The organism is Pseudomonas sp. FSL W7-0098 (assembly GCF_005930585.1).
Taxonomy (GTDB): Bacteria; Pseudomonadota; Gammaproteobacteria; order Pseudomonadales; family Pseudomonadaceae; genus Aquipseudomonas; species Aquipseudomonas bubulae.
In genome coordinates this window covers 1-17,041 of record NZ_RXHW01000002.1, presented here as the reverse complement: position 1 = coordinate 17,041, position 17,041 = coordinate 1, and the positions used below count along the sequence as shown (strand labels likewise).

Genomic DNA, 17,041 nt, shown 5'->3' with positions numbered 1-17,041 from the left:
CCCTGCAAAGGGCGAAACTCGCGACAACGAGTCTCGTGCTACAGGTTGTTTGATTCTCTGGAACAACCGCCTTCGCTCTCACCGCGTCATCGCAGTGAGAGCCGGGGTCGATGTGGGTTGAGGCTGTCATCAGCCTGACCTGCAACTACAGACCAAAGGCGTCCGTACCAACGCCCTTGGCGTCGTAGTTTGGACGGGTGCCAATCTACGAAGGAGGTGGTTCTCAACGCTTGGCTTGGGATCTCGGTTCGAGCTTGATGCAGTAATGATGATCCATTGAGAGCGCCTGGCGCTTCCCGCCCAAGGTGTGGTCTGCCAGTGGGGGCAGACAGTGAACGTGGGTGCAATCCGTACTTGCTTCACTGGCACACATCACGTCACGACCAGGGCGGTTGGAGTCCTGGAGCGCACGTTACGTAAATAGCAGTAACCGCATCCAGGTGCGAAGTTAGGGTGCTGGCAATCCCCATCGCGCTTTTCATCGTTGCACGTTTTGAGCATTGCTCGCGGCTCGATGATGACGCAACAGGGTTCGTCACACCGCAGACCGTATCAACGATGCAAAACCAGCCCAGCAGGCTGGCCGGAACCCAAAATGGGTTGTCCGCCCTCCGGGGTGCCTTTGTGTGCGGGAAACCGTGCTACTGGCAGCAAGTTCGCTTTCACGTATCCCCCTGCGCGCAACTACATATTCATTGGAAACACCAGGAGCAGTTATGGCCGGATGGAAATCCTCACTGGCATCCGTGCTCAAAGAGCACAACAGCATCAAGGCCTCGGATGGGACAGTTGCCAGTCATGAGACGCAGCACAAGCGCTCGACCGTGCTTTATCAGGTATTCACCGATCTGAGAGAAATGGGCTACAAGCTCGACAGTGTCAGTCAGCTCAAAGGCCGTCATGTGGAGGCGCTGACCCGACACTGGCTGAGCAGGGAACTTTCCTCCTCAACCCTGCAAAACCGCCTCTCCACCCTAAGAACATTCACCTCCTGGATTGGTAAAGAAGGCATGGTGGAGAGCACCGAGCGTTATTTTCCGAACCATGAGGCAGCCAGAACTTCGATCAATACTCAGGACAAGAGTTGGGAGGCAAACGGAGTGAGTGCGACGCAAAAACTGGATGACCTACGCGCCCTGGATGAACGTGTAGCACTTCAGGTGGAGCTTCAGCTCCGGTTTGGTCTCAGGGTAAAGGAATCAATCATGCTGCGCCCTCACCTGGCGGACAAGGGCAGCTACTTGGCTGTCAGCATCGGCACGAAAGGCGGTCGGGACCGCACAGTACCCATCGATACTCCTGAGCGCAGAGAGCTGATTGATAGAGCTAAGGCTTATGCAGATCGCCGTACCGCGAGCACTTCCGATCCAAGCAAGTCGTTGAAACAAGCGCTGGGCCACTACAGCCGTATTGTCGCCAAAGCTGGGCTGACCAAGGCTCAGCTTGGCGTTACCTCACATGGCCTGCGTCACGCCTTCGCCAATGAGCGTTATACCCACTACTCAGGTAGCAGCTCACCGATTGAAGGAGGAAACCTCAGATCCCATAACTGGGAGTTGGATCGTTTTGCACGCATGGCGGTTGTCGAAGAATTGGGACACTCTCGTGAGGACGTGTCCACGCATTATCTCGGACGTTAGAAATAGCGCTTCAGGGACTGAAGATTAAGAATGATTAAAAACTGATTAGTGCCTCCTGCAAAAATCTGTACAACGCCTATTCCTACTGGGCTCCGGACCGATCTCAGCACCGTGATACAGGAGTGCTGGAACGGTAACCATAGGGGGGCAAGAACTGTATTGTCGGAGTGCTGGAACGGTAGTCGCGGGTGCTAGAACGGTATCGAACGGGCGCTGGAACGGCATCAGCACTTATTGGTCAGGTGTCGACGCTGCGAAGAGCTCGGAGTAGTTTTGACTCGCACCAAGGCACCCTCAATTGTATAGCTGAAGGGCTGACCTGCGGCGTTGCTTGCTCGTGCCAAGGAATCGAGAGCTTTGACCAGATCCGTCTTGAAGTCATCTAGAGATTTGGCTCTACTCCCACATAGTCGGTGCAGAGTTTCGATTTTTAATCGAAATGGATTAGCATGGGATGCATAGAAACCATGCAACCACTTCGCAATTGGTTTTCCACGCAGTTCCTGACGAATAGACCAATCCACATCAGTGAAGTGGTCAGCCTCAAATAATTTAAGGAGCTTTGGATTCAAGCGAATCACATAACTTTTAACACGAGCTCCGTGGTCGCGATATATCTCATTAATCAGGCTTCCCTCATACGAGTAGTCACCGACTCTTAGCTGTAGCGCGGTCGCGGTCATTCGGCTAAGTTGCCCACCAAGGATTTCACGGTTTTTCCCCGAATCAGTTTTACCGAGCGCTTTCAGTAGCTGATAGGCTGTTATCCTACACTCTGCGCCGAGTTCCTGAAGCCGCGCCATGTGCAGAATGGCCTCCCATGCATCCAAATCAAGCTGATCGAGCAGAACCCCTGTGTATAGGATACTGATTCCACCTAGCGCATGGATTTCACTTTGCTCCACGTATGGGCGCGGCCCTTTGCCCACAGCACTAAATAGCGCTGAACGAAGAACAAAGTTCGGCACACGCCGAACTGAGTCTGACCAGTTCGGCAATAGGCTACGAACATGTTCACCCTCAACGTCTTGGGGTTTTATACGAGAGCGCCTGTGATTCTCATCTAGCAGGGCATAAATGCGGCGAGGGATTGGCATATTGGTAGCCATCATTAACGAATGGATGCACTGATTTTTTCAGCAACCCAGGCATTAACTTGCTCAGAAGGCCATGCTACAGAATTCGCCCCGAGCGAAATCCCAGCGGGAAACTCGCCCGCCCGAATCAGCCGATAAATTTGAGATTTGCTCAGCCCCACTTGGGCACAGACACCAGGAAGGCGAAGCAGTAAAGGTGAGGCGAATTGAGTAGCCATCTGGACGGGTCTCCTAAGAACCGGATTGGATGGCTAGGGATTTAATGGCACCTCAAGTGGGGAGTCATGAGGATCCCCAAATTCTCATAGGGATCCCCAAAATTTTCGCTTTAAAAATTCATGCACTTCTATTGGGTTTGGACTGTGCACGCATGTATTTTCTCAATGTTTGATGATCTGTGGGTATATCAACTTCTGCATCCTCAGCGAAAGATATCAAAGCAGAGTACATATCGAAGTTTTTGCGTGGAGGATTGTTGAGCCTAGAGGCATGAATCTTAATTTTCTCTGCGCGCTTCCTGCCGAAGGAATCAGTTGGCGGTTCACGATGAGCCTTATCAACTTCCTTAATGAGATCAACCAAGCCATTCATGATTTTACTAATGGTTCCCAGCTCTTGCTCCTTAAATTCACTCCACCTTTTATCCTTCTCTGCACCTTCACCCGCATTAGTACTTAATATGAAATCCGGGGGCTCAATCCCTGCATCAAGAACCCACTTACCGAGTGCCGCCCTCGATAAGTATACGATGCCTGCTGGAATATCTTTAGCGCCACTATCGCTCACACAGTAGCAACGAACCAGACCATCATCAACCTCTGGCAGCGGACTGAATAAATTATTGAAGTAGTCAATCAATCCATTAAAAAACAGCTTATAACTCTTTGTTGATAATTGCGAGCCACCGACTCTTCCAACCCAAAATATGTGATGAGGAACTACCATTTCCTCCCGCTTTACATGGTATTCGGAGTATAAATCTAAAATCAGCTCATGAAGAGCATATGAAGCCTCTTGAGGACTAGCTTTATAGTGGCGAGCGTACTCCGGCACCAAATCAGATAGGCGTATCACATCATCGCTCACACGATCTCCTCCATGCTTGTAATGGAGGACTCGGAATTACTGTGCGGCAATATATCCAGATGGTCGGCGTACCACTGAAGCATTTCGCGGCGCCCCTCTAGGTACTGTGCGTGGTTGTAAGTGCCGCGAATGCTATTTTTGTCTACATGCGCAAGCTGGGTTTCGACCCACTCACTTCGATATCCCTGCTCATGTAGTGTGGTGGACATCGTGTGACGGAATCCATGGCCAGTAGCACGCCCATCATATCCAGAACGCTTCAGCAGTTGGTTGATCGCAGCTTCACTCATAGGCTTGGCCGGATCGTTACGGCCAGGGAATGCGAGCGTGTAACCACCAGTAATGCTTTCCAACTCACGCAGTGCAGCTACTGCCTGTTTACAGAGCGGTATCAGATGGGCGCGGCGCATCTTCATACGCACAGCTGGAATCAGCCACAGCGCCTTGTCGAGATCAAACTCCGACCAAGGTGCGCCTCTGAGCTCAGCCGTGCGCACTCCAGTGAGAATTAGCAGGCGGGTTGCGATCTTAACTACGTCATGACCAGAGCAACCTTGAAAACTGCGTATGAGCGCCGGGATTTCTGAAATAGGCAAGAAGGGATAGTGTCGAGATATAGGGGTTTGAAGAGCCCCTCCGATGTCTGCGATTGGGTTGTAGTCCGCGCGACCAGTGGCAATCGCGAAGCGGTAGACCTCCTGGCAGCGCTGCCGGACCTTGCGCAGCTTCTCCAAAGCACCTCGCGACTCTATGCGGCGAAAAACCTGTAGCCACTGCATGGGCTTGATTTCGGCTAAGGGGAAACTTCCCACATGGGGGAAAATATCTAACTCAAAAGCTTCTATAACGTCATCAGCATAACCTGCTGACCAGCGTGGCGACTTATGTTGATGCCACTCCAGCGCAAGGCTCTTGAACGTATTGGCGCGAGAGATTGCGGCTTGGGCTCGCGTAGCCTTACGCTCGACCCCAGGATGCCGCCCTTGTGCCACAAGCTGGCGAGCGTCAGAAGCAAGCTGCCGCGCCTGTGCGAGGGTTACCTTATCGATAGTGCCAAGAGAAATGTGCGACTGCTTGCCATCGAGACGGAATCGCAAACGCCAAGACTTACCGCCCACCGTGCGAATCCATAGGAAGAGACCACCGCCGTCGGCAAGGCCATAGTCCCTCTCGCGCGTCGCAGCATTCTTTACCTGCAAAGCCGTCAAAGACATCCTGAGTACCCATAGATTATTGAATCACTTAAGGTACTCGCAAGGGCACTAATAAGACAAGCGCTCGGACTGGACTGGATGGCACCAGCCTGAACAGAAAACCCGCATTAAGCGGGCTTCTTGGAGCTACATGATACTGCCTGGCACTGCCTGAACCTATTAAATGGTGCCGGAGACAGGAATCGAACCTGCGACCTTCGCGTTACGAGTGCGCTGCTCTACCGACTGAGCTACACCGGCGGTATCAGTAAAACTAGCAGCGCTGGCAAAAACCGGCAATTGCCGCATGTGTGCCGCTGCAGGAGCGGGCCTGCTGACCAAAGTCGTTAGTAAATCGCGATATTCTTGAGCCCTTGGCGCCCAGGCTTCACACACTCGGCATTACGACCATCACGGGTTATTTGCACGCACCGCTGGCCAGGCAGGTGCCATTTTGCGTCCAGTTCAGGGTGCCCCCCGAATTGCTCGGGGTCGGCACCAATACGCTGACCCAGCCGCCTGCTGCCTGGGTCCCCGCCATGGTAATCACACCATCGACTACCGTCATGCCCGCTGCCAGGTTTTCCGTCGCTTCGGCCGGCCCCGGGATGCCGTTGGTGCCCGCATCACAGGCCATCAGATCATTGGTCTGGCTGTAGCACAGGGCGACGGCAGTCTTGTAGGTATTGCTGATGGTGTTCACCTCGGCAAAACGGGTCTTCATCACGTGCTCGTGGTAAGCCGGAAATGCGAACGAAGCAATCAGACCAATAATTGCAACCACAATCATCAGTTCGATCAGGGTGAAGCCTTGTTGTTGTTTCACATGAAGTCTCCAGAAAAGGGGCACCCACAGGTGCCAGGCAGTGCTGTGCAGGCAAAAAAGTGCGCACAGGCTATCAAGGTTAGTGGGCAGTTGCTCCACAACTGCATCGCTGACACTTCTGGTCACTCTCAACTTGCCGGGTCAAGGCTCGGTGCATCTAGTCTTTGGGCTTACAGCACAGCCGGGCGCGCCGCGCTCCAAGGATCGATGCATGGCAACACAGGCCGTTAAAAACAGCCTTTACCGGTGGGAAGGCACCGATCGAAATGGCATTAAAACCAGCGGGCAAATCACGGCGGAACACCACACAATGATTCGGGTCCAGCTACGCCGCCAAGGTATTACCGTTAGTAAAATCCGCCGCCATTACAGTCACACACTGAATGCGGGCAAATCGGTCACGGCACTGGATATCACCCTGTTCACCCGCCAACTGGCTACCCTGATCAGCGCGGGCATAACTATGCAGCAAGCTCTGAAGGTTATCGCCAACGGTTTCGAGAGCCGTGCCATGCGCCAGCAGGTCACCGAACTCCAGCAAGACATCGGCGCAGGCACCAGCCTGTCGGCGGCGCTGCGCAAAAAACCGGCACATTTCGATCCTCTGTTTTGCAGCCTCGTCGAAGCTGGCGAACTGGCCGGGGCTCTGGACGTGTTGCTGCAACGGGTGGCGACCTACAGGGAAAAGACCGCCACTCTGAAAAAGAAAATCAAAAAAGCCATGACCTACCCCAGCGCCGTGCTCGTGGTCGCGCTGGCGGTGTGCGGCATTTTGTTGATCGAAGTGGTTCCGCAGTTCCAGGGCGTTTTCCGCTCATTCGACGCGCAACTGCCAGTGCTTACCTTGTGGGTGATCGGCCTGTCTGACAGCCTTCAGGCGCATGGTCTATGGCTCCTGTTTTTTTGCGGCATCACCCTTGCAGGCCTTCACCATCGCTACAAGCACTGCGCAACCTGGCGCCAGCGTGTTGATCGCTGGCTGCTGAAACTGCCCGTCATGGGCAATCTGCTGCACATGTCAGCCATGGCCCGTTTTGCCCGCACGCTGTCGACGACCCTGGCTGCCGGCGTGCCATTGCTCGAAGCGCTGAACTCCGTAGCCAGCGCCACTGGCAATAGCCTGTACAAAGACGCGGTGCTACGACTGAAGAAGCAGGTTGCAACGGGTAGCCAGATCCATGTGGCCATGGCCGCTGCCGGAGTATTCCCGGGCATGGCAATCCAGATGACAGCTATTGGCGAAGAATCCGGCACATTGGACAGCATGCTTGACCAGGTTGCCGCCTATTATGAAAGCGAGGTCGACACTCTGGTCGACAACCTGACAACCTTGCTGGAGCCGATAATCATGGTGGTACTTGGAGTCATGGTTGGCGGGCTGGTCATCGCCATGTACTTGCCGATATTCAACCTTGGCCGGGTAATATGAGCATGATTGATTTGCTGAGCCGTCACCCCGACGCTTTTATTGCCTGCGCACTGATACTCGGCTTGCTGGCAGGCAGTTTTATCAATGTGCTGGCGTGGCGATTGCCAAAAATGCTTGAACAGGAATGGCAAGCCCAGGCCCGCGAGGTGCTGGATTTGCCCGAGCCAGCCAAAGGCCCTGTGTATAACTTGCTGCGCCCGCGCTCTCACTGCCCCAATTGCCAGCATTCGCTGCGCGTCCGGGAGAACATCCCGCTACTGAGCTACCTGTTTTTGCGTGGCAAATGCTCGCAGTGCAAAAGTGCCATTAGCCTGCGCTATCCCCTTACGGAACTGACCTGCGCGGTATTGTCGGCTTTTGTCGCCTGGCATTTCGGTTTTGGCGCCCAGGCGGGCTGGATGCTTCTGCTGACCTGGGGGTTATTCGGCATTTGCCTGATCGATATCGAGCATCAAATCGTGCCTGATGTGCTGGTTTTGCCTCTGCTGTGGCTGGGATTGTTGCTCAACAGCTTCTCCCTGCTCACCACTTTGGGGCAGGCCGTATGGGGGGCCGCGCTGGGCTATGCAAGCCTGTGGTCGGTGTTCTGGATATTCAAACTGGTCACCGGCAAGGACGGCATGGGCTACGGCGATTTCAAGTTGCTGGCCGTACTCGGGGCATGGGGCGGGGTTGCGGTTCTGCCGCTAACCCTCCTGCTCTCTTCACTGCTGGGGGCGACGGTGGGGCTGGGGCTTTTGGCCATGCGGCGGGCCAAAACCAGTACCCCGATCCCCTTTGCGCCGTATCTGGCAATTGCCGGCTGGATTGCATTGCTCTGGGGTGGTCAAATAACCGGCTTCTATTGGCAGGTTTCGGTTTGACATGATGACTCCACCCTCCAAACCCTGGATTCTCGGGCTTACCGGCGGTATCGGCAGTGGTAAAAGTGCCGCTGCCGAGCACTTTGCCGCGTTGGGCATACATGTGGTGGACGCCGATCATGCGGCGCGCTGGGTCGTTGAGCCGGGACGCCCGGCGCTGGCCAGTATTGCCGAACACTTTGGAGCACAGGTGCTGCAAGCCGACGGGCAACTCAATCGTGGCGCATTGCGCCATCTGATCTTCACCGACCCCGAGCAACGCCGCTGGCTTGAAGCACTGCTGCACCCACTGATTCGTGAAGAGATCGCAAACAATCTGGCACAGGCGAAATCGCCTTACGCCATTCTGGTTTCGCCGCTGCTGATCGAGTCCGGCCAATACACCACAACTCAACGTGTACTGGTGATCGATGCACCGCAAGCCCTGCAGATGCAGCGTACCCTTGTGCGTGACAACACCACCGAACAGCAAGTCCAGGCCATTCTCAAGGCACAGGCCAGCCGCGAAGATCGCCTTCGTCACGCTGACGATGTGCTGGTCAATGACAAGGATCTGAAGGCGCTGCAGACTGAGGTCGAGCGCCTGCATCACTTTTATTTAACTTTGCGTGGAGGCCAACCATGACCAAACCTATGACCATCGACTGCCCGACCTGTGGCACAGCCGTGCAATGGGATACCACCAACGCTTTTCGCCCGTTCTGCTCGGACCGCTGCAAGCTGATCGACCTGGGTGCCTGGGCCAGCGAGGAACACAAGATCCCGGTCAGCCCGGATGCTGAAGATGATCTGTTTTCCGAAGACCTGAGCGAGCGCTTACATTAAAAGCCAAATCCTGTAGTCGCTGACGAGGTACGAAGGCTGCGATCGAGCCCTAAGGGGTCGTGCTTTAAAAGAGCACAGGCCCTGCGGTTTATCTCGCAGCCTGCGTCGGCGATTACGGCTTTTCTCCATCATCCTTCCATGGCGCCGCCAGGTAGCGGGTGCGGTTAAAGGTCTCAAGCCACTCCGGGCAGAACACCACCAGTGCGGTTACCAGCATCCCGTTGATAAACGCTTCGGGAAAGATGATCAGCCACAGATAGCCGACAAAGTCCTCCAGCCAATACGGCATGACGAACAACCCGTCCAGCCACAACACACCCAGCACCGCCCCTATGCACAGCAACGCCGCCAACGCTGCGGCAAAAAAACCCGAGCAAAAGATATACACAAAGGGGTTACGCGGTTGCGCACGCTCGACCATACGCGCACACCCTTCGGTCACTGCTATCGGCAACAGAATCAGCAGCACGCCGTTGACACCCATCGCGGCCAACTCCTGACGCCCCAGCAACACCAGTCCGACTTGCGCCAGAAGCGCACCGACCACTGCCAGCGGCCAGTCGAGCAGCAACGTGACCACCGTCAGGCCAATAAAGTGGTAAGACACCCCGCCATCAAAGTCACGCCGTACCAGCCAGAGCAAAAACACCCCGAACACCGTGCCAAACAACAGGTGCTGGCGCCGCGTATCGGTAAACAGCTCAACCCAGGGAGCACGCCAGATGGCCCACAGCACAACGGGAACATAGATCAGCCAGCCGATGACCAGCGTTTGTGTGGATAACACCTGTGTACTTATCATCGGCCTTGCCCTGCCTTGTCAAAACACACCGTTCAACCCTCCCTGTCGGATGCGACTGAGTCTACACCCGGACTTTCAGTAACACCTGTTTCAAGGCTAAGCTGCGTGCATGGACGACTCAGATTATTTACGCCTGCTCACCATTCAGGCCGAGCAAGCCAATGCCTTTTTATCCAATGCCCGCAAATGGGAGCGTGAGCGTTGGGTCTGCCAGCGCCTGTTGCAAGGCCTGAATATCCCCTACCACAGTGAAGACTTCCGGCAGGCGGGCCAGGAGCCTCCCGATGTGCTGTTCGGCGATGCACGCTTTGAGGTGTTCTTTGTCCTCGATGAGGGCCGGCGCCTGAACGATGAATGGCGCGCGGAACTGCAGCGCAGGCGCAGCGCCTACTCCCTGAGCCAATTGGTCCGTCGCGAAGCACGGCCCAAACGGATTCCGGCGAGCAAGCTGTTGCAGCGGCTGGGCCCCACCCTGCATAAAAAAGCCACTAACTACAAAGAGCGCGATATCGACCTGGGGCAGCTGGATATCATTGCGTTTTCCAGCCTCAAGCGCGAAGTGCTGGACCTTAACAGCCACTTTCCGCCGCCGACTGAATATTTGCGCCAGGGCTGGCGCTCGCTGTCGCTGGTAGGGCCGACCTTTGCCCGGGTGCTGTTTGCCCAACCGGACGCACCGGATTTTTTGCGCAACAACCTGGGACGCAGCATTATTTTTGATGTGGGTATCAGCCTGTGAGCCCGTTGCAGGCGCTTATTGCCAATGTGCCGCAAACCGGGCGCGTGTGCTGGATCGGCGTACGCCCCGAGTCCCGGGCAGACATGCTCGAACTCGACGCGGTTGAAGCCCGCCGCGAAGCCGGGCTGACCGGCGATCATGCCCGGCCCGGCGCCCGCAATGCCCGCCAGGTGACGCTGATACAATGGGAACACCTGGCCGTTATCAGCTCACTGCTGGGGCGCACGGCGGATCAACCGATCCTGGCGCAGGACTTGCGCCGCAACCTGGTGATCCGCGGAATCAACCTGTTCAGCCTCAAAGGCCGGCGCTTCAAGGTTGGCCAGGCCATTTTCGAAACCACTGGCTGGTGTCAGCCTTGTGCCCGACTGGAGCAGCGTCTGGGCCAGGGGACTTTTCAGGCGGTACGTGGCCACGGCGGGATCACGGCCCGGGTAATCGAAAGCGGGATCATTCGTCTAGACGACGAACTGCGGGTCGAGCCATTAGGCCCGCACGGCTATGCTTCATTTCATCCCGGTTGATCAATGCTGTAGCTTTTACACACCCAGCAACGTCTATTTGACGAGGCCAAAAATATGCCCAGTCGCCTGAACCCCGATGATCTGAAGCGTGTCGAAGAGTACCTTCAATTGCCACAAAATCAGGTTGAGCGCCGCCCTTTCAGGCCCTGGCTGCTCCTTGCCATAGTGGTGATCGCGGTGATCGGCATGGGCCTTTTGAGCCGCCTCCTGAGTTACCTGGCGCTATGAGCTGCATTGCGCTCGCCCGGGGCCACTCAGGCACAGAATTTTTTTCAAGCCTTGTGAGTGATATCCATGACCCATCGTATTGTTATCGTCGGCGGCGGCGCCGGCGGCCTGGAGTTGGCGACCCGCCTGGGCAAGACTCTGGGTAAGCGCGGCAAGGCCAGCGTCACGCTGGTCGATGCCAACCTGACCCATATCTGGAAACCGCTGCTGCATGAAGTTGCTGCCGGCTCATTGAACTCATCGGAAGACGAGCTCAACTACGTCGCCCAGGCCAAATGGAATCACTTTCAGTTCCAGCTGGGCCGCATGAGCGGGCTGGATCGTGAACTGAAAAAGATCTCATTGTCGGCAACCCTCGACGAAAACGGCCAGGAACTGGTACCTGCCCGCGAGTTGGGTTACGACACCCTGGTGATTGCGGTGGGCAGTACCACCAATGACTTCGGTACCAAAGGCGCGGCCGAACACTGCCTGTTCCTCGATACCCGCAAGCAGGCCGAGAAATTTCATCAGCAACTGCTCAATCATTACCTGCGTGCCCACGCAGGGCAAAGCGATACGCTCGAACAGATCAGCGTGGCCATTGTCGGCGCAGGTGCAACCGGAGTCGAGCTGGCTGCCGAACTGCACAATGCCGCCCACGAACTGGCAGCCTATGGCCTGGACCGGATCAAGCCGGAAAACATGCATATCACCCTGATCGAAGCGGGCCCACGGGTATTGCCTGCCCTGCCGGACCGTATCGGCGGGCCTGTGCATAAAACCCTGGAAAAACTCGGGGTCACCGTGCTGACCAACTCCGCAGTCAGCGAAGTAACTGCTGACAGCTTGATAACCAAAGATGGTCAGGTGATTCCTGCAAGTTTGAAGGTTTGGGCTGCGGGCATTCGTGCACCTGGCTTCTTGAAGGAAATTGCCGGGCTGGAAACCAACCGCATTAACCAGTTGGTGGTACGCCCTACCCTGCAAACCACCCGTGACGAGAATATTTTTGCCTTTGGCGATTGCGCCGCCTGTCCGCAACCCGGCACCGACAAGCTGGTGCCGCCTCGCGCCCAGGCTGCTCACCAGCAGGCGTCGTTGCTGGCCAAGTCGCTGAAATTGCGCATTGAAGGTAAAACTCAGCTGCCGGACTACACCTACCGCGATTATGGCTCGCTGATTTCCCTGTCGAGCTTTTCGGCTGTGGGTAACTTGATGGGCAGCCTGATGGGTACCGTTATGCTGGAAGGCTGGTTGGCGCGGATGTTCTATATCTCGCTATATCGCATGCACCAGATGGCGCTGTACGGCACCTTCCGCACCTTGATGCTGATGCTGGGCAGCAGGATCGGACGCGGCACCGAGCCGCGTCTGAAACTGCACTAAGTGCGACTACTCTGTAGTCGCTGCCGAAGGCTGCGACAGTAAAAACTGCAACTGTGGGAGCGAGCCTGCTCGCGAAGGTCGTTCGCGAGCAGGCTCGCTCCCACAATAGGGCTTGATCTACAACAGAGTATCTACAGCTCCGCGTAATCAGCGCCCCGCGTGATTACCCGCCTCGGCTTCACGGCCTTTAAAGCCGTGGGGCTGATGCTCGTCAAAGAATTTCACCGCGCGCACAAAGTCCTCCAGCAACAACTTGGCCATGTCGATCGACATACCCTGCTTCACCAGAATCCGCTGCACCACTACGTTCTCGACATTTGCCGGCAAGCTATACGCAGGTACCAGCCAGCCACGGGTGCGCAACCGGTCTGCCAGGTCATACAGCGAATATGAAGTTTTCGCCCCTGGCTTCAGACGCCAGGTCAACGCCGGAATCCCCAACTGCGGGTCACCGTTATAGAGCATCTCGAACGGTCCGACCTTGACCAGTTCAGCCGCAAGAAACTGTGCCGTCTGGTAGCAGGCTGAATGAATACGCTCATAGCCTTCACGCCCCAGACGCAAGAAGTTGTAGTACTGCGAGATGATCTGCCCGGCCGGACGTGAAAAGTTAAGGGCGAACGTAGGCATATCACCCCCCAGATAATTCACATGAAACACCAGCCCTTCAGGCAGTTCCTTTTCATCCCGCCAAACCACCCAGCCCGCGCCCAGCGGAGCCAGACCGAACTTGTGCCCGGAGGTACTGATGGACTTGACCCGCGGCACGCGGAAATCCCAAAGAATATCCGGCGCACAAAACGGAGCCAGCATCGCGCCACTTGCACCGTCGACGTGCAGATCAATATTCAGACCCGTGCTTTTTTGCAAGTCATCCAGAGCATCGGATAACGGCTTTACGGTTTCATACAGCCCGGTGAACGTCTGGCCAAAGGTCGGCACTACGACGATGGTATTTTCATCGACCCGCTCCAGCATGTCCTCGGGGGTCATAAACCAATGCCCTTCCGACATCGGCACTTCACGAATTTCGACGTCCCAGTAACGGGCAAATTTGTGCCAGCACACCTGCACCGGACCGCACACCATATTCGGCGTAGTTGTCGGCTTGCCTGCCGCCTTGCGCACCGCACGCCAGCGCCACAATGCAGCCAGACCACCCAGCATGCAGGCTTCGCTGGAGCCTACGGTGGAAGTACCGATGGTGGTAGCCGCTTCCGGCGAATGCCATAAGTCCGCCAGCATATGAATACAGCGGTTTTCCAGCTCCGCAGACTGCGGGTACTCATCCTTGTCGATCATGTTCTTGTCGATCGACAGGTCCATCAACTTGTGGACCTCGTCCTCTTCCCACGTCTGGCAAAAGGTCGCGAGGTTCTGCCTGGAGTTTCCATCCAGATACAACTCATCGTGGACCAGTTGGAAAACCTCACCCGGCGCTTGCTCAGCCTCGGGGAACAGCTTGATTGCAGCGGCATGAGCCAGCGCAGAAGAACCAAATACGGGGTCGACGTCCTTGTTGCGCTTGATACGGTGCAGTGCCATGTGAACTCTCCTTGAGTATTGGTCAATCTATGAGCCCGCCGTTGCAACTCTGGCTCAGCTTCGGCCCAGCCAGCATAGCCAAGCATTTGAGGTCTGCCGTCCGATTTCCGACCACCGTGCATTTTCCGATCTATAGTCTCGATTCTCGATAGTACTCACGGAGCGAGCACGATGAAGCAAAGACCCACGACCGTAGACAGCACGGTAAAACAGGCGCTGGACCAGTCCCTGCAACGGTTTGCCAGCAATCAGCACGGCAAGAACGCCAGCTACATCCCTTACCTGGCCTCAGTGCCATCCCATCTGTTCGGCATCAGCATCATGTTCTGCGACGGTACCCATGCAGAAGTCGGCGACACCGATTACGCCTTCGCCATCGAGTCGATTTCCAAGGTATTCACCCTCGCCCATGTACTCGATGAAGTGGGACCGCAAGCCTTGCGCAGCAAGATCGGTTGCGACCCCACAGGTGAGCCGTTCAACTCGGTGATTGCCCTGGAACTGCATAAGGGCCGACCGCTCAACCCCTTTGTAAACGCAGGCGCCATGGCCACTGTCAGCCTCCTCGAAGCCGATACGGCGCAAGCGCGCTGGGACCAGATCCAGGCGACTTACAACCTTTTCGCCGGGCGTGAACTGACGGTCAACGACGAGGTTTATCAATCGGAAGCCAAGACCAACCAGCACAACCGCGGCATTGCCTGGCTATTGCAGAGTTACGGCTATATGTACGCCGACCCGATGGAAGTGTGCGCCGTCTACACCCGTCAATGTTCCGTGGCGATCACCTGCCATGACCTGGTGACCATGGGCGCTACCCTGGCCAACGGTGGCGTCAACCCGATCAGCGGAAAACGCGCGGTTCGGGCCAACAACGTGGCGCCAATCCTCTCCGAGATGACCCTGAATGGCCTGTATGACACCACCGGAGACTGGTACTACAAAGTCGGCCTGCCCGGAAAAAGCGGGGTCGGCGGCGGCATTCTGGCGGTGGTTCCGGGGGTGTGCGCCATCGCCGCCTTTGCCCCGCCACTGGACGGAGCCGGTAACAGCGTTCGCGGTCAACTGGCCGCCGAATACCTTAGCCGCACGCTCAATCTGAGCCTGTTGCACGAATTCGCGTAAGGGAGCGGGATACTTATGGCTACCACCAGCAAAGCTAAAACCTACATGTCCTGGCTGACCATCTGCTTTATGATGGTTGCCGCTGTTGCCAGTATTCGTTCGTTACCCAGCATGGCCGTCTATGGTCTGGGCTCGGTCTTTCTCTATGTCATCCCCGCACTGCTGTTTTTCATTCCGGTATCCCTGGTCGCCTCTGAACTGGGCACAGGCTGGAACGGCGGGATTTATGGCTGGGTAAGACAAGCCTACGGCGACCGCCCGGGCTTTTTCATCATGTGGTTCATGTGGGTACAAGTGGTGGTCTGGTACCCGATTGTGCTCGGGTTTGGCGCCAGCACCATGGCGTATCTGATCAACCCTGAACTGGCCAAAAGCGGTGTATTTACTGCCGCCGTCATCATCGTTTTATACTGGCTATCGACATTTGTGGCACTTAACGGGCTGACAGCACTGTCGAAGCTGACGTCATGGTTCATGCTGCTGGGCACCGCATTACCCGCCGCGCTGCTGGTTTTGCTCGGCGTCGCCTGGCTGGTGCTGGGGCATAAATCAGCCACCCCGTTGACTTGGGATGCCTTGATCCCGGCCATTTTCGATACCCACTCCACAGTCAAATCCGGCTCGCGCAACCTGCACCCGGACTTCTGGCAGGAATTTACCGGCGCCATTACCGGCCTGGTACTGATTGTGAGTAACTTCCTGGCGTTTGCCGGTATCGAAATGAACGCCATTCACGCCCGTGAATTGCGTAACCCGCAAAAGGAAATGCCCCGGGCGATTCTCTTGGCCTTCTTTATGATCCTGCTGGTGTTTATCCCGCCCACGGTGGCGATTTCGCTGGTGGTACCCGCTGACTCAACCAGCCTTACCGCCGGGGTTATCCAGGCTTACGCTGCGTTCTTCCAGGGCTTCGACATGCCATGGGCAACCCCGATCATGGCCATTTTGCTGATTATCGGTGCGTTGGGCGGGGTACTGGCCTGGACTGCCGGGCCGTCTACCGGCTTGCTGTTCGTCGGTAAGGCCGGAATGCTTCCACCTGTGATGCAGGAAGTGAACAAAAAAGGCGTGCAAAAAAACATTCTGTATTTACAGGCCGTTATCGTCACGCTGCTGTCGACGATTTACATCTTTCTCGACAATGTATCCGATGCCTTCTGGATGATCAGTGCGATGGCGGCGCTGATGTACCTGATCATCTACGTATTCATGTTTATGGCGGCCATGAAACTGCGTAAAACACAGCCCAATGTAAAACGCGGCTATGTGCTCAAGGGGCTGCATGGCTGGTGCTACTTGGGGTTGTTTTCAACCTGCGTGGCGCTGATTTTCGGCTTTATTCCGCCCAACAGTTTCAGCAGCATGCCGTTTTTCGAATATGCGGGGATTTTGTTGCTGGGATTGATCGTCGCAGGCGTGCCGCCGTTTATCTTCTATGCATTGCGCAAGCCGTCATGGCAGATGGTTCCCAAGGCAGAAGCAGATCAGTATTCGGCCGCGCTGCAGGATCTTCAGGACGCGGACAACAAGGCTGCAAACCCAAGCTGAAGCAAAAACCTCGTAGCAGCTGCCGAAGAACGAAGGCTGCGACTACAGGGTTACGTTTCCTACAGGCATAAAAAAAGCGTCCAATGGACGCTTTTTTTATGGCTACTGGAGCCGAACATGGTGGGTCGTGTGGGATTCGAACCTACGACCAATTGGTTAAAAGCCAACTGCTCTACCAACTGAGCTAACGACCCAAAAATTCT

At 55.9% G+C, this 17,041-nt stretch carries 18 protein-coding genes and 2 tRNA genes; 11 read left to right on the top strand and 9 right to left on the bottom strand.

Features of this window, described 5'->3' with window-relative positions:
- Positions 1-716 precede the first annotated feature (716 nt).
- Positions 717-1,640, top strand: a complete 924-nt coding sequence (locus FHL07_RS03105) for a phage integrase N-terminal domain-containing protein (RefSeq protein WP_052959363.1) — start codon at positions 717-719, stop codon at positions 1,638-1,640.
- 224 nt (positions 1,641-1,864) lie between these two features.
- Here FHL07_RS03105 and trfA read toward each other — a convergent pair whose 3' ends face one another.
- The 6 genes from trfA to FHL07_RS03075 form a co-directional block, all read right to left on the bottom strand.
- Positions 1,865-2,737, bottom strand: a complete 873-nt coding sequence (gene trfA / locus FHL07_RS03100) for a plasmid replication initiator TrfA (protein ID WP_238705497.1) — start codon at positions 2,735-2,737, stop codon at positions 1,865-1,867.
- Between the two features lie 14 nt (positions 2,738-2,751).
- Entirely contained in the window at positions 2,752-2,955 is a 204-nt protein-coding gene (locus FHL07_RS03095) for a helix-turn-helix transcriptional regulator (protein WP_047292068.1), read from the bottom strand.
- Between the two features lie 118 nt (positions 2,956-3,073).
- A complete protein-coding gene (locus FHL07_RS03090) occupies positions 3,074-3,823 on the bottom strand; it encodes a hypothetical protein (RefSeq protein ID WP_047292067.1) in 750 nt (249 codons plus the stop codon).
- The gene (locus tag FHL07_RS03085; RefSeq protein WP_047292065.1) at positions 3,820-5,037 is read right to left on the bottom strand and encodes a tyrosine-type recombinase/integrase; all 1,218 of its coding nucleotides are present in this window, start codon (positions 5,035-5,037) and stop codon (positions 3,820-3,822) included. The genes FHL07_RS03090 and FHL07_RS03085 overlap by 4 nt, the downstream gene beginning before the upstream one ends.
- A gap of 164 nt (positions 5,038-5,201) precedes the next feature.
- A tRNA-Thr gene (locus FHL07_RS03080) sits at positions 5,202-5,277 on the bottom strand.
- Positions 5,278-5,434: 157 nt separating this feature from the next.
- A complete protein-coding gene (locus FHL07_RS03075) occupies positions 5,435-5,842 on the bottom strand; it encodes a pilin (protein ID WP_095001615.1) in 408 nt (135 codons plus the stop codon).
- A gap of 211 nt (positions 5,843-6,053) precedes the next feature.
- On the opposite strand from FHL07_RS03075, the gene FHL07_RS03070 reads away from it, so the two are divergent.
- Genes FHL07_RS03070 through yacG form a run of 4 tightly spaced genes read left to right on the top strand, consistent with a single transcriptional unit; the run spans position 6,054 to position 8,959 of the window.
- Positions 6,054-7,271, top strand: coding sequence for a type II secretion system F family protein (locus FHL07_RS03070; protein ID WP_095020321.1), 1,218 nt, complete (start codon positions 6,054-6,056; stop codon positions 7,269-7,271).
- Complete coding sequence (locus tag FHL07_RS03065; protein WP_178084366.1) at positions 7,268-8,134, top strand: prepilin peptidase; 867 nt, start codon at positions 7,268-7,270, stop codon at positions 8,132-8,134. Before FHL07_RS03070 ends, FHL07_RS03065 begins: the two co-directional genes overlap by 4 nt.
- Position 8,135: 1 nt before the next feature.
- Positions 8,136-8,759, top strand: a complete 624-nt coding sequence (gene coaE, locus FHL07_RS03060; RefSeq protein ID WP_095018262.1) for a dephospho-CoA kinase — start codon at positions 8,136-8,138, stop codon at positions 8,757-8,759.
- On the top strand, positions 8,756-8,959 hold the full coding sequence (yacG, locus tag FHL07_RS03055; protein ID WP_016779444.1) for a DNA gyrase inhibitor YacG: 204 nt from the start codon (positions 8,756-8,758) through the stop codon (positions 8,957-8,959). The genes coaE and yacG overlap by 4 nt, the downstream gene beginning before the upstream one ends.
- Positions 8,960-9,071: 112 nt before the next feature.
- Here the strand turns inward: yacG and FHL07_RS03050 are convergent, their stop codons facing one another.
- Complete coding sequence (locus tag FHL07_RS03050; protein WP_095032559.1) at positions 9,072-9,761, bottom strand: energy-coupling factor ABC transporter permease; 690 nt, start codon at positions 9,759-9,761, stop codon at positions 9,072-9,074.
- A 109-nt stretch (positions 9,762-9,870) separates the two neighbouring features.
- Here FHL07_RS03050 and FHL07_RS03045 point away from each other — a divergent pair, with 109 nt between their 5' ends.
- From FHL07_RS03045 to FHL07_RS03030, 4 genes are all read left to right on the top strand, one after another.
- Complete coding sequence (locus FHL07_RS03045) at positions 9,871-10,500, top strand: DUF1780 domain-containing protein (RefSeq protein WP_095001620.1); 630 nt, start codon at positions 9,871-9,873, stop codon at positions 10,498-10,500.
- A complete protein-coding gene (locus tag FHL07_RS03040; protein WP_095020318.1) occupies positions 10,497-11,024 on the top strand; it encodes an MOSC domain-containing protein in 528 nt (175 codons plus the stop codon). Before FHL07_RS03045 ends, FHL07_RS03040 begins: the two co-directional genes overlap by 4 nt.
- A gap of 54 nt (positions 11,025-11,078) precedes the next feature.
- Entirely contained in the window at positions 11,079-11,252 is a 174-nt protein-coding gene (locus FHL07_RS03035) for a DUF3094 family protein (RefSeq protein ID WP_088378952.1), read from the top strand.
- Between the two features lie 66 nt (positions 11,253-11,318).
- The gene (locus tag FHL07_RS03030; protein WP_095001623.1) at positions 11,319-12,620 is read left to right on the top strand and encodes an NAD(P)/FAD-dependent oxidoreductase; all 1,302 of its coding nucleotides are present in this window, start codon (positions 11,319-11,321) and stop codon (positions 12,618-12,620) included.
- Between the two features lie 147 nt (positions 12,621-12,767).
- Here FHL07_RS03030 and FHL07_RS03025 read toward each other — a convergent pair whose 3' ends face one another.
- A complete protein-coding gene (locus FHL07_RS03025; RefSeq protein WP_095001624.1) occupies positions 12,768-14,165 on the bottom strand; it encodes a glutamate decarboxylase in 1,398 nt (465 codons plus the stop codon).
- Between the two features lie 171 nt (positions 14,166-14,336).
- Between FHL07_RS03025 and glsA the strand changes: the two genes are divergently transcribed.
- Together glsA and FHL07_RS03015 are read left to right on the top strand one after the other, a co-directional pair.
- Positions 14,337-15,290 (top strand): glutaminase A, encoded by a 954-nt coding sequence (gene glsA / locus FHL07_RS03020; RefSeq protein WP_095001625.1) that lies wholly within the window; start codon positions 14,337-14,339, stop codon positions 15,288-15,290.
- Between the two features lie 15 nt (positions 15,291-15,305).
- The gene (locus tag FHL07_RS03015) at positions 15,306-16,838 is read left to right on the top strand and encodes an amino acid permease (RefSeq protein WP_095001626.1); all 1,533 of its coding nucleotides are present in this window, start codon (positions 15,306-15,308) and stop codon (positions 16,836-16,838) included.
- A gap of 118 nt (positions 16,839-16,956) precedes the next feature.
- On the opposite strand, the gene FHL07_RS03010 is transcribed toward FHL07_RS03015, so the two are convergent.
- Positions 16,957-17,032: transfer RNA gene (locus FHL07_RS03010), tRNA-Lys, on the bottom strand.
- Between the last annotated feature and the right edge of the window lie 9 nt (positions 17,033-17,041).

Coding starts and splice junctions, on each gene's coding strand:
- coaE (WP_095018262.1), top strand. CDS start 8,136: ATGATGACTCCACCCTCCAAACCCTGGATTCTCGGGCTTACCGGCGGT.
- FHL07_RS03085 (WP_047292065.1), bottom strand. CDS start 5,037: ATGTCTTTGACGGCTTTGCAGGTAAAGAATGCTGCGACGCGCGAGAGG.
- yacG (WP_016779444.1), top strand. CDS start 8,756: ATGACCAAACCTATGACCATCGACTGCCCGACCTGTGGCACAGCCGTG.
- FHL07_RS03070 (WP_095020321.1), top strand. CDS start 6,054: ATGGCAACACAGGCCGTTAAAAACAGCCTTTACCGGTGGGAAGGCACC.
- FHL07_RS03035 (WP_088378952.1), top strand. CDS start 11,079: ATGCCCAGTCGCCTGAACCCCGATGATCTGAAGCGTGTCGAAGAGTAC.
- glsA (WP_095001625.1), top strand. CDS start 14,337: ATGAAGCAAAGACCCACGACCGTAGACAGCACGGTAAAACAGGCGCTG.
- FHL07_RS03105 (WP_052959363.1), top strand. CDS start 717: ATGGCCGGATGGAAATCCTCACTGGCATCCGTGCTCAAAGAGCACAAC.
- FHL07_RS03030 (WP_095001623.1), top strand. CDS start 11,319: ATGACCCATCGTATTGTTATCGTCGGCGGCGGCGCCGGCGGCCTGGAG.
- FHL07_RS03045 (WP_095001620.1), top strand. CDS start 9,871: ATGGACGACTCAGATTATTTACGCCTGCTCACCATTCAGGCCGAGCAA.
- FHL07_RS03015 (WP_095001626.1), top strand. CDS start 15,306: ATGGCTACCACCAGCAAAGCTAAAACCTACATGTCCTGGCTGACCATC.
- FHL07_RS03050 (WP_095032559.1), bottom strand. CDS start 9,761: ATGATAAGTACACAGGTGTTATCCACACAAACGCTGGTCATCGGCTGG.
- FHL07_RS03095 (WP_047292068.1), bottom strand. CDS start 2,955: ATGGCTACTCAATTCGCCTCACCTTTACTGCTTCGCCTTCCTGGTGTC.
- FHL07_RS03065 (WP_178084366.1), top strand. CDS start 7,268: ATGAGCATGATTGATTTGCTGAGCCGTCACCCCGACGCTTTTATTGCC.
- FHL07_RS03025 (WP_095001624.1), bottom strand. CDS start 14,165: ATGGCACTGCACCGTATCAAGCGCAACAAGGACGTCGACCCCGTATTT.
- trfA (WP_238705497.1), bottom strand. CDS start 2,737: ATGCCAATCCCTCGCCGCATTTATGCCCTGCTAGATGAGAATCACAGG.